The organism is Bacillus sp. SRI_025, assembly GCF_057592095.1.
This window is the reverse complement of sequence record NZ_JBYEGB010000001.1, coordinates 621,722-636,102: the sequence shown is the minus strand read 5'-3', so window position 1 is coordinate 636,102 and position 14,381 is coordinate 621,722. Positions and strand designations below refer to the sequence as shown.

General features: G+C 43.7%; 16 protein-coding genes. 10 read left to right on the top strand and 6 right to left on the bottom strand.

The window, feature by feature from the left end; all coding sequences use genetic code 11:
- The first annotated feature begins 60 nt into the window (after window positions 1-60).
- Entirely contained in the window at window positions 61-1,134 is a 1,074-nt protein-coding gene (locus AC20OE_RS03285) for a chitobiase/beta-hexosaminidase C-terminal domain-containing protein (protein WP_268464903.1), read from the top strand.
- Window positions 1,135-1,183: 49 nt separating this feature from the next.
- On the opposite strand, the gene AC20OE_RS03280 is transcribed toward AC20OE_RS03285, so the two are convergent.
- Together AC20OE_RS03280 and AC20OE_RS03275 are read right to left on the bottom strand one after the other, a co-directional pair.
- Entirely contained in the window at window positions 1,184-1,993 is an 810-nt protein-coding gene (locus AC20OE_RS03280; RefSeq protein WP_059377859.1) for a bifunctional hydroxymethylpyrimidine kinase/phosphomethylpyrimidine kinase, read from the bottom strand.
- 125 nt (window positions 1,994-2,118) lie between these two features.
- Window positions 2,119-2,433 (bottom strand): YflT domain-containing protein, encoded by a 315-nt coding sequence (locus tag AC20OE_RS03275; protein WP_059377862.1) that lies wholly within the window; start codon window positions 2,431-2,433, stop codon window positions 2,119-2,121.
- Window positions 2,434-2,561: 128 nt separating this feature from the next.
- On the opposite strand from AC20OE_RS03275, the gene AC20OE_RS03270 reads away from it, so the two are divergent.
- Both AC20OE_RS03270 and AC20OE_RS03265 read left to right on the top strand, forming a co-directional pair.
- Complete coding sequence (locus tag AC20OE_RS03270; protein WP_059377864.1) at window positions 2,562-3,389, top strand: glycosyltransferase family 2 protein; 828 nt, start codon at window positions 2,562-2,564, stop codon at window positions 3,387-3,389.
- Window positions 3,386-4,066 (top strand): uracil-DNA glycosylase, encoded by a 681-nt coding sequence (locus tag AC20OE_RS03265; RefSeq protein ID WP_039182328.1) that lies wholly within the window; start codon window positions 3,386-3,388, stop codon window positions 4,064-4,066. Before AC20OE_RS03270 ends, AC20OE_RS03265 begins: the two co-directional genes overlap by 4 nt.
- Window positions 4,067-4,099: 33 nt before the next feature.
- Here AC20OE_RS03265 and AC20OE_RS03260 read toward each other — a convergent pair whose 3' ends face one another.
- Complete coding sequence (locus AC20OE_RS03260) at window positions 4,100-5,458, bottom strand: aldehyde dehydrogenase (protein ID WP_487268361.1); 1,359 nt, start codon at window positions 5,456-5,458, stop codon at window positions 4,100-4,102.
- 170 nt (window positions 5,459-5,628) lie between these two features.
- Here AC20OE_RS03260 and AC20OE_RS03255 point away from each other — a divergent pair, with 170 nt between their 5' ends.
- The 3 genes from AC20OE_RS03255 to AC20OE_RS03245 all read left to right on the top strand — a co-directional run bounded on the left by AC20OE_RS03255 (window position 5,629) and on the right by AC20OE_RS03245 (window position 7,744).
- The gene (locus AC20OE_RS03255) at window positions 5,629-5,961 is read left to right on the top strand and encodes a YwdI family protein (RefSeq protein WP_039182322.1); all 333 of its coding nucleotides are present in this window, start codon (window positions 5,629-5,631) and stop codon (window positions 5,959-5,961) included.
- Window positions 5,962-5,994: 33 nt separating this feature from the next.
- Window positions 5,995-7,302 carry a purine/pyrimidine permease gene (locus AC20OE_RS03250; RefSeq protein WP_041087711.1) on the top strand — a complete coding sequence of 436 codons (1,308 nt, stop codon included), beginning with the start codon at window positions 5,995-5,997 and terminating at the stop codon, window positions 7,300-7,302.
- A 70-nt stretch (window positions 7,303-7,372) separates the two neighbouring features.
- Window positions 7,373-7,744 carry a DUF423 domain-containing protein gene (locus tag AC20OE_RS03245; RefSeq protein ID WP_025093833.1) on the top strand — a complete coding sequence of 124 codons (372 nt, stop codon included), beginning with the start codon at window positions 7,373-7,375 and terminating at the stop codon, window positions 7,742-7,744.
- Between the two features lie 41 nt (window positions 7,745-7,785).
- Here AC20OE_RS03245 and AC20OE_RS03240 read toward each other — a convergent pair whose 3' ends face one another.
- The 3 genes from AC20OE_RS03240 to AC20OE_RS03230 form a co-directional block, all read right to left on the bottom strand.
- The gene (locus AC20OE_RS03240) at window positions 7,786-8,403 is read right to left on the bottom strand and encodes a cupin domain-containing protein (RefSeq protein WP_059377870.1); all 618 of its coding nucleotides are present in this window, start codon (window positions 8,401-8,403) and stop codon (window positions 7,786-7,788) included.
- Between the two features lie 129 nt (window positions 8,404-8,532).
- Window positions 8,533-9,075, bottom strand: coding sequence for a spore coat protein GerQ (gerQ, locus tag AC20OE_RS03235; protein WP_034660388.1), 543 nt, complete (start codon window positions 9,073-9,075; stop codon window positions 8,533-8,535).
- 193 nt (window positions 9,076-9,268) lie between these two features.
- Window positions 9,269-9,934, bottom strand: coding sequence for a YIP1 family protein (locus tag AC20OE_RS03230; protein WP_231730911.1), 666 nt, complete (start codon window positions 9,932-9,934; stop codon window positions 9,269-9,271).
- 184 nt (window positions 9,935-10,118) lie between these two features.
- Between AC20OE_RS03230 and AC20OE_RS03225 the strand changes: the two genes are divergently transcribed.
- Genes AC20OE_RS03225 through AC20OE_RS03210 form a run of 4 tightly spaced genes read left to right on the top strand, consistent with a single transcriptional unit; the run spans window position 10,119 to window position 14,380 of the window.
- Entirely contained in the window at window positions 10,119-10,889 is a 771-nt protein-coding gene (locus AC20OE_RS03225) for a glycosyltransferase family 2 protein (protein WP_064498861.1), read from the top strand.
- A gap of 6 nt (window positions 10,890-10,895) precedes the next feature.
- A complete protein-coding gene (locus AC20OE_RS03220) occupies window positions 10,896-12,308 on the top strand; it encodes a capsular polysaccharide export protein, LipB/KpsS family (protein ID WP_487268356.1) in 1,413 nt (470 codons plus the stop codon).
- A 21-nt stretch (window positions 12,309-12,329) separates the two neighbouring features.
- On the top strand, window positions 12,330-13,508 hold the full coding sequence (locus tag AC20OE_RS03215; RefSeq protein WP_487268354.1) for a DegT/DnrJ/EryC1/StrS family aminotransferase: 1,179 nt from the start codon (window positions 12,330-12,332) through the stop codon (window positions 13,506-13,508).
- Complete coding sequence (locus AC20OE_RS03210; RefSeq protein ID WP_487268352.1) at window positions 13,505-14,380, top strand: GNAT family N-acetyltransferase; 876 nt, start codon at window positions 13,505-13,507, stop codon at window positions 14,378-14,380. Before AC20OE_RS03215 ends, AC20OE_RS03210 begins: the two co-directional genes overlap by 4 nt.
- Window position 14,381: the final 1 nt, after the last annotated feature.

The following is a 14,381-nucleotide window of genomic DNA, read 5'->3' as shown; positions in this document are numbered from 1 at the left end:
TTTTATTGTCATGATAAATAATAAATAAAAATTCATCTGAGCATGTACAGGAGGAACGATATGAACCATACAACCAAGAAATGCCTGATCACCTTTATGATTATCCTATTTTCTATGAGTTTTCTTTTTCCTTCCATTTCTTCTGCCCGAAATCATACGTCGTATGCTGCATCAACTGCTTCAGTCCCGTCTGGTCAATATTATCGTTCACAAGAGGTAGCTCTGCATTCTCACGTTCAAAAAGCTTCTCTTTATTACACAACAGATGGCAGCCAGCCGACAACTCAAAGTCAGTTGTACAAAAAGCCCATACATATCGAAAAAGATACGACTTTAAAAGTAAGCGTTTACAAGAAAAACCACCGCCTTTCCACGTCTACATACAATTATCGGTTTGTCACACGAGAGGACATTGCATCATCTTTTTTATCTTTCGAATACAAAGGAATGCCTTATCGGCTGTATATTCCAAAAAATCGTAAGAGGGGTAAAGCCTATCCTCTCGTCCTGTTCTTACATGGAGGCGGTGAGAGGGGAACAGACAATCAAAAGCAGTTACTTGCGAATGATGGTGCAGTTTTATGGGCTTCCCCTGAAGTCCAAAAGAAACATCCTTCGTACGTATTAGCCCCTCAGGCGCGAAATGCTGTGGATGGAGGCTTTGCATTAACAAGAAATTTGCAAAATGAAATCGATCTGACAAACGTGTTTCAATTTTCACCGGATTTACACAAAGCTTATGATGTCCTTCAGCATGTGTTAACTTCTTATCAGATTGATCAGAAAAGGATTTATGCGACGGGTTTATCACAAGGTGGATTTGGCACGTACCAGTTGAACATCACATATCCTCGTTTGTTTGCAGCGATGATTCCTATTGCGGGGGGTGCAGATCCAAGCAAGGCAGGAATTTTAGCACACAAGCCGATATGGGCATTTCATGCAGAAGATGATTCCATTATCCCTATCAGCTATGCGAGAAATACAATTCAAGCTATTCAAAAAGCAGGCGGAAATCCGCTTTATACGGAGTACGCAAGCAAGTATGGATATGACCATGCATCATGGACGCCTGCTTATGAGACGCCAGGCTTAACCGATTGGCTGTTTGCACAGAGACGCAGCTTTCGATAAACAAAAAACCGATTCACCTACTAACAAGGCGAATCGGTTTTTTTCTGTTTTATTTGTCAAAACGATGAGCAGAATGCTTTGTTGGTCCGATGTATTCGTTTAGCTGGAAAGAGCCTTTGATGGCAGCAGTGATGAATTCTTTTGCTGCATAAATGGCTTCTTTCACGTCTGATCCATTCGCTAGTTCAGCTGTGACTGCTGCTGAGAATGTGCAGCCTGCGCCGTGTGTGTATTCTGTGTCGATTTTATCTGTTTCAAGGCGTTCGAAGGTTTGTCCATCATAAAGCAAATCGATGGCTTTGTCCTCGCTTAGCTTACCGCCTCCAGTGATGACCACATATTTAGCACCAAGTTCGTGAATGCGTTTTGCTGCTTCTTCCATTTGTTCAATCGTTTTGATCTCGCCGATTCCGCTTAATTGACCTGCTTCGAAAAGGTTAGGTGTAATAACGGTTGCCAGTGGCGTGAGCTTTTCGCGCAATGCTTCCGCGTGCTCTGGGTATAGGACTTCGTTCGCACCCTTACAAACCATAACAGGATCAATGACGACATTTTTTAGGTCGTATGTTTTGATGGTGTCAGCTGCAAGCTCGATCACGTCGACGGTTGGGAGCATACCTGTTTTCAGGGCATCTACACCAATGCCTTCTACAATGGTAGAGAGTTGCGAGCGAATCGTCGCCGTATCAATTGGAAACACCTGATGATCCCAATGATTATGAGGGTCCATTGCAACGACAACGGTTAAAGCTGTCATCCCGTAGACGTTTTTTTCTTGAAACGTTTTTAAATCTGCTTGGATACCTGCACCGCCGCTTGAATCCGAACCTGCGATGGTGAGTGCTTTATTCATAGACATAGTTGCTGAACCTCCAATGTGATGTGTAACAGTTATTGTTCTATCCCTTATTATAATCAGCTTTTCCATTTATCACAATGAAACGGCATAAAAAAGCGTTCCTCTCTTCGGAACGCCTTTCTTTCTTACCTTTTACAAATCACCAATTTCCCTTTTTTCAGTTCGTCTAAAAGGGTTAAAGCTAACTTTTGATCGGCGCCAGCTGACATCATTTTGGCCATCAGTTCATCATCCCGGGTGCGAATGACATTGGCGACTTGATCCAAAATCCCTTGATCGACCGCAGTCATGCTTTTGGCGTCTGTATACTCCGTTACGGTATCAGAGCGTTCTGGGTCGTACGCAAAAACAAATACAGCGTCCTTTGTTGAACCCGATGAATGAAAGTGGTCGATGGCCTGTTTCGCTTCTTTACTATTCTCAGCCGTGATATATTCCATGATCATCACTCCTTTTCATCAAAAATTCCCATTTTCCCGTCAAATCAAACCGCCTTTTATATCATGAGAAGAAACCCAATTTATGTTTTAATGGAAAAAGACGAATCTATTAAAGGAGTAAGCTGCATATGAAGATTTCCTTATTAATTGTGACACATAACCGGCTCAGCGCATTGTGTGAGCTGCTTGAATCCATTTCAAGACAAACCGTACAGCCTTTTGAAATTGTCGTCGTCAATGATGCAGGAGAGCGAGTCGACATCATTCAGGAACTTTACCCTGAGCTTCCGATCCGCTTGATTCATTTAGATGAGAATGTTCAGCATGTGAATGCCAGAAATGTGGGGGTGCGGGAGCTGACAGGCGACGTCATCATGCTGAGTGACGACGATGATTACTTCACACCTTGTCATATCGAACGCATGAGCAAGGAGTTGGAAGATGCCGATTTTGTCTTTTCTGATGCGGAAATTGTGTCGTTTGAAGAAAAAGGCGCGACCCGTTTTCCACTGTCGAGACGTTTGTTTGCTTATACAGCGGACATTGAGGATATGCGTGTCTTTTCTACATATGTTCCTTCCGGCAGTATGTACAAACGCTCTATACACGATGAGATTGGCTATTTTGATCCAGCGATGCATCATTATTGGGACTGGGACTTCTTTTTGCGTGTATCACAGCATGCCCGAGTTAAACGAGTACCAGCTGCCAGCGTGATCTATGCGTTTTTTGACGGCGGTGGAAATCAGTCTAGTGATCTTGGTGAAACAAGGAAGAACTACCTAGATGATTTAAGTGAAAAGCATGATTTAGGCGACCTGCCAACAGCGAACTTTGCTATATTATTAGAAGAACCAGCGATGAAAAAGCGAGAATCAGAGAGTGAGATTGTGTGGGATGGAAAACCGATGATCTCCAGACTAGCGCAGCAAGTAGAAGGAGGAAAACCACAATGAAGCCATTTTTAAATGATAGCTGGTGGGCTGTGATGAAAAGTGAATTTGAACAGCCATATTATCAGGAATTACGAGAATGGATGAAGGAAGAATATCGCACGCAGACCGTTTTTCCAAAACCAGATGACGTGTATCGTGCCCTTCATTTGACGTCATATGAAAAGGTCAAAGTGGTGATTTTAGGACAAGACCCTTATCATGGCCCAGGGCAGGCACATGGATTAAGCTTTTCTGTTCAGCCAGGCGTCAAACACCCGCCATCTTTGAGAAATATTTTTCAAGAGCTAAAGGATGATCTTGGCTGTCCTGTTCCAAACCACGGCTCACTTGTCAGCTGGGCAGAGCAGGGTGTGCTGCTCTTAAACACTGTGCTGACTGTGAGGAAGGGAGAGGCGAATTCGCATAAAGGCAAGGGCTGGGAACGTGTGACAGACCGCGTGATTGATGTGCTGAATGAACGTGATCAGCCCGTCGTTTTTGTGTTATGGGGAAGACATGCTCAAAATAAGAAAGAACGCATTGATCAAAACAAGCATTACATCATTGAGTCACCTCATCCAAGTCCTTTTTCTGCAAGAAACGGCTTTTTTGGCAGCCGGCCGTTTTCAAAGGTAAACACGTATTTAAAGCAAATGGGATTCGAAGAAATCAATTGGTGTATCAAGGATATTGAATGAAAATAGGACGAGGGGAGAGCCCCTTCGTCCTGTTTATTTTAAAAATTTGCGGACCAAGTCGAGTCCGTTTTTCGCATTTGGATAACGGAAGGAAAAATCGAAGCGGTTCGTTTGACGCAGGACGCTTTTTTCATGCGTAAAAGTAAAGAAGCTTTCCTTACCGTGATATCGTCCCATGCCGCTTTCGCCGACGCCTCCGAATGGCAGGTAAGGTGTAGCGACATGCATAAGCGTGTCATTGATACATCCTCCGCCAAATGAGAGGTTTTCTAGAATATACGATTCTGTGTCTTTATTTGTTGTAAATAAGTAAAGCGCCAGCGGCTTTGGCCTTGCTTTGATCATATGCGCTGCCTCATGCAGAGAATCAAAGGTCATGACAGGCAGGATCGGCCCGAAAATTTCCTCCTGCATGACGGGATCCTCCCAAGTGATGTCGTCTAAAATGGTCGGAGCGATTTTAAGCTCCTGTTCATTGCGCTGTCCACCTGTGACGATCATTCCATTTGAGAGAAATTGTGAAAGCCTGTCAAAATGACGCTGACTGACATTTTTTCCGAAGTGCGGATGTGTTTCGGGATGTTCACCATAAAAGTCACGGATACAGGCCGTCATTTCTCGCAAAAGTTTCTCTTTGATGGATTCATGAACGAGCAAATAGTCTGGTGCAATGCAGGTTTGCCCTGCATTAGTGAATTTTCCAAAGGTGATCCGCTTCGCTGCCAGCTTGATGTCGGCATCAGGCATGACGATGCAAGGGCTTTTTCCGCCAAGCTCAAGTGTGACAGGGGTCAAATGCTTTGCGGCGGCTTCCATGACGACTTTGCCGACTGCCACACTACCAGTAAAGAAGATATAATCAAAGGGCAGCTTCAGCAGCTCTGTACTGACATCGACACCGCCCTCTACGACAGCCGCATGGTCTTCTTGAAATACACGTTTGATGATAGTGCTGATCACTTGTGAGACTGCCGGGGTCAGCTCAGACGGTTTTAAGATCACGGCATTTCCCGCAGAAATCGCGCCGACTAATGGAGAAAGGGCCAATTGGAAAGGATAGTTCCAAGGAGCAATGATGAGCACACTTCCATAGGGCTCCTTGATGATCATGCTTTTCGATCCGATATGAGTCAGCGGTGTTTTCGCGCGTGTTGGCTTCGCCCATTTGTGAAGGTGCTTGATGGTATGATTGATTTCTTCATACACCATCCCGATCTCCGTTGTATAGGCTTCCTGTTCGGATTTATGTAAATCATGGGCTAAGGCCTGTAAAATATCCTTCTCATACTGTTTGATTGCTGCTTTTAAGTCTTGAAGAATGCGGATGCGTTCTTTAACTGCCGGCTTCTGAAAGACTTTTTGTTTCTGAAATAGAGCTGTGAGCTTGTTCATTATTTAATCCTTTCATAGACGATTTTGTTTCTTTTATTATGTGTGAATAAAGGTGACGGGTCAATTAAGAGAGGCGTGAGCGCACTGCTTTGAAAAAATGAACCCATTTGGTTTGTTCATTTGGTAAAATAATGTTGAAAAGAGATTTTTTTAGATTGGAGGGTCTACCCTTGAATATTCATATATCAAGCCTGCTTCAAAAAATGGAGGAAGCGGTTCAAAAAGCAAAACAAAGTGGAAATGATGAAGAGGTGAAACGTCAAGTGGCGGCCATTTCTTCACTATGTGATGTCATTCTCGACGCACCATCACAGGTGCAAATGCCGCAGTCGCCAGTCATCTCACCACCTCCATCGATACATACACCATCAGCGCCATCTGTGTCTACAGATCAAGCCATGCTGGAGAAACTCATGGGCACAAGCGGCGCGAAGAAATTTCAGCAAAATGATGAGGGTCAAAAAGAGAAGGACGGGAACGGCGACTCTATTTTTGATTTTTAATGGTCTTGTCACGACAAAGGGAAGGTGATCAGTTTGAAACTATTTTTGGGCGCCATTCAGTGGATGGCATTTTTTATCGCAGCTTCTATTGCCGTACCAATTGCGATTGCACAAGCATTTGAATTGAACCAAGTACAATCGGCAGAGCTGATTCAAAGTACTTTCTTTTCACTTGGTCTTGTGGCGATGGTGCAGTGTTTATGCGGCCATATGCTGCCAATCAATGAAAGTCCAGCAGGGCTTTGGTGGGGTGTGTATACGCTTTATGCCGGCATGACAGGAACAATCTTTGCGACGTATCCTGAAACCTTGCAAGCATTACAAGGGGCTTTAATTTTTAGTGCTATTTTCTTTTTTATTTTTAGTCTATTTAAAATCATCAATTGGCTCGCGTCTTTATTTACGCCAGTCGTCACAGGCATTTACCTGCTGCTGCTTGTTGTGCAGCTAAGTCAGCCAATCATGAAAGGGCTGATGGGGATCGGGTATCGAGGAAATCAAGTAGACGGGCTTGTCTTTTGCTTATCGATCTTGATTATTATCCTCACCTTCATGATCAGCCGCTCAAAATGGCATTACTTGAGGCAGTTTTCTGTGTTATTCGCACTTGCAGGCGGATGGCTGTTATTCGCTCTACTCGGATTGGCGAAGCCAGTTCGAATTCCAGAGCAAATCATCGAGTTTCCGAAGCTGTTTCCATTCGGTATGCCGGTCTTTGACAGTGGATTGCTTGTCACGTCCTTTTTTATAACGATTTTACTCATTGTGAACATGCTGGCAAGTATCCGAATTGTGGAAAGCTCAGTGAAGGCATTTGGTGAACTGCGTGAGCGGAAGAGAGCACGTCCTGCCGGTTTTGTCGCAGCATTTGGTCATTTACTAAGCGGGCTGATCGGTGCGATTGCGCCTGTACCTATTTCGGGGGCAGCAGGATTTATCCAGACAACCAAAATTCCTTCGAGAAAGCCTTTTTTCATAGGAAGTCTGCTTGTTGTTCTCATTAGTTTGTTTCCGCTGCTCATGAGCTTTTTCTCTGCATTGCCATCACCTGTGGGGCTTGCTGTAAACTTTGTGGTCTTCTCTTCTATGATTGGGATTGCGATGTCAGAGTTTGATCAATATGAGAAAGAAGAAATTCCGCGGATTCGCTTTGTCCTTGGGATTGCCGTTTTAGCAGGCGTAGGGGCGATGTTTGTGCCTCAGGGGGCCTTGAAAGGCATGCATCCTGTGCTCATTTCATTATTAAGCAACGGTCTTGTTCTAGGCACGCTCATTGCGATTGTTGTCGATCAGGTCTTGTTACGAAAGAAAAAGAAATCTGACAATCTCGTGTCAACGTAAAGGGAAAGTTGAATGTCGCCCTTCACCCGCGCTATGATAAACATAATTGACGAGATAAGGAGAATGACGAATGAAACTATTTTTCATTTTAGGTGCCATTAACGCCATGCTTGCTGTAGGCCTTGGAGCCTTCGGTGCGCACGGTCTAGAAGGGAAAATCCCTGAAAAATATATAGAAATATGGAATAAAGGTGTTCAATATCAGATGTTCCATGCCATTGGCTTATTTGTTGTCGCTTTTCTTGCAGATAAGCTGTCAGGTGTCTCCTTGGTTCCTGCCGCTGGCTGGGTGATGCTTGCAGGCATCCTTTTCTTCTCAGGAAGCCTTTATGTGCTGGCATTGACTCAGGTGAAGATTCTAGGTGCCATTACCCCAATTGGCGGAGTAGCATTTATCGCCTCTTGGATCATGCTTGTCATTGCAGCAGCAAAAAATTTATAAGGTAAAAAACCGATGCTCTCATAGGGGCATCGGTTTTTTTCTTAACTCCAGTAAGGAGTATAATTGGGTGGTGCTTGATAATAAGGGACGTAATGAGAAGGAGGGACAGGGTGCGTTTGAGCCTCCTCCTCCCGGTGGCAAAATGGTCCGATAAACACGCTTGGTTTCACAGGCTTTGTCGCCTGCTTCCATTGTGTTTCGTTCATGCAATAAGTATGGGCCATGATGTGAGAAGGGGTGAGGGTGAGAAGGTCTGAGCCTAGGATCACTTCAGGTGTAGATGCGTTAAAAATGGCTAACAAATGAGTTCTGTCTTGGAGAGCGACTTCATAGTGCCACCAGCCTTGAGGCACGTTTGCCACCTGTCCAGGTGTAATAGTATAGGTGTGCAGTTTTTTTGTAAATGGATTCAGCATCGATACGGCAGCAGAACCGGCTATACAATAAACAAGCTCTGCGGCATTTTGATGATAATGAGGCTCTACGACTTTGCTTTTACTCAAATATATATCCAGCAGGGACACTTGATCCAATGAGTTTAATTGTTTTTTTCCTAACACATTAATCAGGTTATGCTGATCGTATTTCACAAGGGGGCTTTGATTCAGGTCGTATGAAAATTTCACATTTGGTGATGTATAATCCAGTTCAACAGTCATTGATGTCACCTCTAGGCTTTTGATAAAAACTACTAGGCATCTTATGAGCCGCGCCCCAGAGGTGTGACAAAAACCTAGACAAAAGAAAAAAGCAAGGGCACCTGAGCCTTGCTTTTGCCATGTATGTCGTTATCTCGGAGAATATGTTGACATTGAATATGGATAGTCGTACTGAATTTCTCCATCAAACGTAATGTAATCAAGATAGATTGTTAATAGTAAGTATCGTGTTCCTGTTTTGTTATCACTAATGATAATGTGGTCACGTCCTGCAGCTTCAATGACGCCTCTAAAAATCTTCGAATTCCATTCTTTACTCGCCTCAAACGTCATATAAATCGTGGCTACCTTGCCGCGGTTCAATCGTAAAATATTTTCAATATAGGACTGCTCAATAGGCAGCTGTCCGGTGACATTTTGCTGATAAATCGGTCCAGAAGGAATTTGATATGGCTGACCGCCGCCTTGCGTTCCTTGGCCTCCTTGTGAAGTGCCGGTAGACGGCATTGGTGAAAACCCCTGTTGCATTTGTCCTTGCATTTGACCCTGCGTTTGGGGAGGGACTGAATAACCCATCTGCTGCGCAGGATACGGATTTGCTCCATATTGTTGCTGGCGGAAATCTTGACCTTCGAAACCCGAACCTTGCCCAAATTGATTTTTCAATTTCATAACGTTCCTCCTCTTTCCTCATGGTGTTCTAAACAGAAGGCGTTTAGGCGCCTGTTGTTTCCATAGCATTCTTTCTCTCTTTCACACTATGAGACAGGAGGGGAGAATATGTACATTGAACGAAAAAAAGGAACTGCTACGCAATTCCTCAGTGTGTAGACAAACCTTCGCCTTCTATCGGTACTCGTCCTTTTTACATGATCCAGTTTACAGCGTGCTGAACATCAAATAAAAGTGTCACGATGAGAAAAAACGCGGCAAGCGGTGTGATCACAATGATGAAGGCTTGCCATAATCTGAGCTTCATCACAGCGACAATGCCTAAAACAGCCATTCCAAATATCCACGTCTTTGCATATACATCCGTAAGAGTTAAAAGATCGATATAATACCATACTTCATAATGCTGATCTAAATATGGTGTGATTTTAACAAACGTATACGGACCGAGCATCCCAACAGTGGAAATCCAAGTAAGTGCAAATAAAGCAGAAGGGAAAAAGACCGTCAGTGTGCAGGCCTTGAGTATATCTCGATACGCCGTTTGACAGCCGAAAAAGAGACGCCCTAACCACTTGATGATGAGGGCACCGAAAAATAGAATCATATTGCCTGCCAAAATACCATAACCCGCTCCTTGTAACAGAATAAAAGGGAATGGAATATGATTGCCCATATACTCGCTAAAATACCCTTCGTAGATCCAGCCCGTACCGGCGATACTTGCAAGGAGCATCATCAGCCAAATTGGTATATTGGAATGTCGATATGAGCGAATAATCGTTTTTGTCGCGACGAAAATTTTAAAAAATCGAAAAAATCCTTTTACTTCCTCTTCTTGGGAGTGATCATTCTTCATAGCTTCCAATGTTCTTTACTCCTTTAATACACATAAATGATTACTTATATTACCAAAAACTTCACGTTTTTCAAAGAAAGATCAATAAAAAAATACAATTTTATAAAAAATAGGTCACTCTACAGTCTCTTTAAGAGGAGACACATATGATAAACATAGTTTGAAAGAGACCGAGGTGATAATTTTGACAAAAGTAACTGTCATTATGACGAGCTACAACAAGGCGGCTTACGTCGGCAGATCGATTGAAGCGGTCCTGCAGCAGACGCTGTCAGACTTTGAACTTTTTATCATGGATGATGGATCAAACGAAAAAACCCTTGCTGCTATTGAACCGTTTCGCAAAGATCCACGCGTTCACTTTATCCAAAGCGGTGTCAAAACATTGGAAGAGAGAACAGCGAAAACTCGCTATGCCGTGCTGATTAATCAAGCATTAGAACTGGCAAAGGGCGAGTATATTTCCTATGCCACTGATGACAATGTCTATGCCCCGGACCGTTTAGAGAAGCTCACTCATTATCTAGATGCCCATCCAGATAAAGATATTGTCTATTCTAGTTCTAAAGTTATCTATTTAAATAGCAAAAAAGAGCCAGTGAAGGAAATGATTCGGCCGGCGCAAACAGTGCAATGGAATGCTCCCTGCGCCATAGATCATTGCTCTGTCGTGCATCGTGCATCCATCTTATCAAAAATTCATGATGAATTTGGGTCCTACTGGGACGAGAGTCCGCATTTTTATCGAATAGGGGATGCCCGCTTCTTTTTTCGATTAAATCATTTTTATCCGTTTTATCCCTTTGATGAAATATTAGATACAAATTACATCACAGAACAGTCGATTCATTATCAGTTGGCAGCAGAAGAGAAAAGTGCCTTTATTCATGCACTTCCCGAGCAGTCTACCTGCTGGGATCTCCGCAGTATATTAAAACAAAAATATGGGAGGTGATCTGAAATGTCGCACTATATTCATCATTATTGGCAGGTGTACTTTGAGTATGTGAATCTGATGAAAGATTTGTCCTACAAGGAAATTCCTCTTGGGTTGATCAGCAATTTTTATCAATATATCAGTCCTGAAGTGATGGAACGCATGGAAGATGAAGCATTTGGTCAAGAACTGACAACCGATTGTCCATTACCGGAAGAGATTCAGCCATTTTTTGATCAGCATAAGCAGCAGATCAAGCGTATCGCTTATCGTCCGGCGAATGGAAAGGTATTGCTGCACTTTGAACACCTGCGTTTTACTGAACAAAATTACAAGCGGTTCCATCCAAACCAAACGGTGGTGCTTGCTCGCTGGAAGAAAGCAGATTATTTCGGATTACCAGTTATCAGTAAGCCGGAATTAACCGGAGAGGTTAATAAAGAAGCCCACGCTGAATATATTGAAAAAGCAAATGCTCTCCTTAAACCTTACGCTCACCACCCTGTCTTTGGCAATGTCTTTTTTAGAGAAAAACTGCGGAAGGACATTGTGCAATTTATTGATGTCATTGACCAGATAGAAGTGCTGTTTCAAATGCAGCCGATTGCAGCTGTTATTGTTGGAACGACGGAGGATGCTTACAGCCGCGTACTCGCTTTGCAAACAGTGAAACGCCAGCTGACGAGTATCTGTCTTCAGCACGGCGCGCTTATGGGAGACGAAGCCTTTTTACCGATTTTCACGACTTGCCATGGGGTGTTTGGAAAGTATGAAAAGGACTGGTATGTAGACAAAGGCTGTCAGCCGGAACAGGTGGAAATCACAGGTCATCCGAGGTTTGATTTGGTGAAGGAGCGAACACCGCTTCAACAGGATCTCATTTTTCGTAAATTGAACTTCAGTCCGGCTAAAAAGACCGTGCTTGTGGCAACGCAGCCGTTTTCTGAAGCCTTCTATGGTGATGTTCTTAAAAAGATTGCCAAACGGAAAGACATTCAGCTGATCATGAAGCCGCATCCTTGGGAAATTGCTCGAAATCGATTAAACGACTATGTGTCTATTGAACGAGCGGGAAATCATGTGAAATTGATTAAAAAAGAAATTGACCTGTATGACCTGCTGCCATATGTGGATATCGTGATTACGCTCACATCAACAGTTGGTCTTGAAGCCATGCTTTTTGAAAAGAGTGTGCTGATCGGGAAAATGACAGAAGGCAGAAGATACCCATATTACGAGTCGCTTGGCAGCTATCATATGGAAAACCCTGTTGAACTAGCTGAGAAAGCCATTCGTATTTTGTCGGATGAACAAGAGATGAAGCTGGCAAAGCAGCAAGGAGCTCAGTTCATTAAACAACACTATCCGCATGCGCGATCTACCGATGTTCTGCTTTCTCTGCTCAAAACAAAAACTGGTGTGGATTTTCAGAGATGAAGATAGGGGTGTGCAAGCGATATGGGAAAAAAGAGAGCACAATTTCTTCCTTATGCTCTGCCTTTCATTGAACAGGAAGAAATCGATGAAGTCATCGGAACATTAAAGTCCGGCTGGCTGTCAACTGGACCAAAAGTAAGACAGTTTGAAGAAGAATTTCAGCAGCTGACCGGTGCAAAACATGCGATCGCAGTCAATTCATGTACGGCTGCTTTATTTTTAGCGTTAAAGGCAAGAGGGATTGGGGCTGGGGATGAGGTGATTACAACACCTCTGACATTCTGCGCAACAGCAAATACAATCATCCATACGGGAGCAGCGCCTGTATTTGTCGATATTGATCCAGCAACACTCAATCTGGATGCAGAGAAAATAGAAGCGGCCATAACACCACATACAAAAGCAATTGTCCCTGTTCACTTTGCTGGTCAATCGTGCGATATGGACCGGATTTTAGCGATTGCCAAAAAGTATGATCTATTTGTACTTGAAGATGCTGCCCATGCTCTTTACACAACGTACCACGGTCAGCCCGTTGGATCGATTGGGGATGCGACCGCTTTTAGCTTTTATGCAACGAAAAACCTAGCGACTGGTGAAGGCGGCATGCTGACAACAAATGATGATGCGCTTGCGGCTCGAATTAGACGACTAGCGCTCCATGGGATGAGCAAGGGAGCGTGGAATCGTTATGGAGAAAAAGGAACGTGGTATTACGAGGTCGAGGAACCTGGTTATAAAATGAATATGTTTGACGTGCAGGCATCGTTAGGACTTGTTCAGCTAAGCCGACTAGATGACATGCAGGCACGGAGAGAACAGATTGCAAAAGAATACAATCAGGCTTTTCAAAAAGAAGCGAGCCTGATCCTGCCGCCTGTGCATCAAGAAGGAAGACATGCATGGCATTTGTATGTACTGCAAGTAAATCCAAAAGAAGCATTCATCACGCGTGATGAACTGATTGATCAACTGCAAAAGGAATATAAAATCGGCACGAGTGTTCACTTTATCCCTGTTCACCTGCACCCATACTATCAACAAACGTATCACTATTCACCAGAGGATTTCCCTGAGTCACTCGCATACTACAAGCAGACGATCTCACTGCCGCTCTATCCAAGTATGACAGATGAAGATGTGCAGGATGTTATCACAGCGGTGCTGTCTATTTTAAAAGAACAGAAGGCATCATCATGAAGGTCGTTCATTCCATCGATGATCAGGTGCTGGCGGCTTGGCTGGAGAAATACGGCCAACAAGCGGAACAAATGAACGCCTTCAAGCAGTTTGCTCTTGTTAATGGCGCCCAGCTCAAAGCGGTCCTGTTATATGAATGGTCAAAATGGGAAAGTGGCATTTTTGATCAGCATATTTTTCATGTGAAGTTCATAGAAGCGGAGTCAGCGTCAGCTTTTCAAGAATTGATGGAGCGTTTCATCAATTGGATGAGAACAGAAAAATGCGATTTTTTCTTTTTACGTCTTGAAGCGTCTGATCTTGCAAAAAACCGCATCGTCCAAAGGCTGTCACATGTGTACTATGTAGGCGGTCTCACTCGTCTTGAGGCGTCGCCTGTTCAAATGGAAATGCCATCAACAGGTGAAGATGTGGTCATCAGTCTGCCGGATGAAAAGGAATACGATGAGGCGGTGTCACTTGCTCATCAAGCTTTTGGGAAAAGCCGGTATGCACTTGATCCTTTTCTAGATCAGAATGTCGTCCAGCATTTCTTTCAGGAATGGATGAGAAATAATTTACTCGGACGTGCAGAGATCAATCTCGCAGCAAAGGTGAACGGTGAAGTCATTGGATTGATTCAAGGTGTAACAAAGGGCGAAGAACTGATCCTTGATTTATTGTCCATTAGACCAGATGTACAAGGAAAAGGGATCGGAAAAAAGCTGGTTATGGCGATGATAAAAGCCTCGTATGAGAGAGGGCACCGGTTTATGTCTGCCGGTACTCAGATGCATAACACAACCGCGATTCAGCTGTACGAAAAGCTGGGCTTTAGAACAAAAAATGCCTTCTTGTATTACCATGTGTGGCCGAAAAAAGGAGAGAGGTAAG

Bases quoted from the DNA above. Each gene is read 5' to 3' on its own strand.
- AC20OE_RS03285 (WP_268464903.1), top strand. From the start codon at position 61: ATGAACCATACAACCAAGAAATGCCTGATCACCTTTATGATTATCCTA.
- AC20OE_RS03280 (WP_059377859.1), bottom strand. From the start codon at position 1,993: ATGTCTATGAATAAAGCACTCACCATCGCAGGTTCGGATTCAAGCGGC.
- AC20OE_RS03275 (WP_059377862.1), bottom strand. From the start codon at position 2,433: ATGGAATATATCACGGCTGAGAATAGTAAAGAAGCGAAACAGGCCATC.
- AC20OE_RS03270 (WP_059377864.1), top strand. From the start codon at position 2,562: ATGAAGATTTCCTTATTAATTGTGACACATAACCGGCTCAGCGCATTG.
- AC20OE_RS03265 (WP_039182328.1), top strand. From the start codon at position 3,386: ATGAAGCCATTTTTAAATGATAGCTGGTGGGCTGTGATGAAAAGTGAA.
- AC20OE_RS03260 (WP_487268361.1), bottom strand. From the start codon at position 5,458: ATGAACAAGCTCACAGCTCTATTTCAGAAACAAAAAGTCTTTCAGAAG.
- AC20OE_RS03245 (WP_025093833.1), top strand. From the start codon at position 7,373: ATGAAACTATTTTTCATTTTAGGTGCCATTAACGCCATGCTTGCTGTA.
- AC20OE_RS03240 (WP_059377870.1), bottom strand. From the start codon at position 8,403: ATGACTGTTGAACTGGATTATACATCACCAAATGTGAAATTTTCATAC.
- gerQ (WP_034660388.1), bottom strand. From the start codon at position 9,075: ATGAAATTGAAAAATCAATTTGGGCAAGGTTCGGGTTTCGAAGGTCAA.
- AC20OE_RS03230 (WP_231730911.1), bottom strand. From the start codon at position 9,934: ATGAAGAATGATCACTCCCAAGAAGAGGAAGTAAAAGGATTTTTTCGA.
- AC20OE_RS03220 (WP_487268356.1), top strand. From the start codon at position 10,896: ATGTCGCACTATATTCATCATTATTGGCAGGTGTACTTTGAGTATGTG.
- AC20OE_RS03215 (WP_487268354.1), top strand. From the start codon at position 12,330: ATGGGAAAAAAGAGAGCACAATTTCTTCCTTATGCTCTGCCTTTCATT.
- AC20OE_RS03210 (WP_487268352.1), top strand. From the start codon at position 13,505: ATGAAGGTCGTTCATTCCATCGATGATCAGGTGCTGGCGGCTTGGCTG.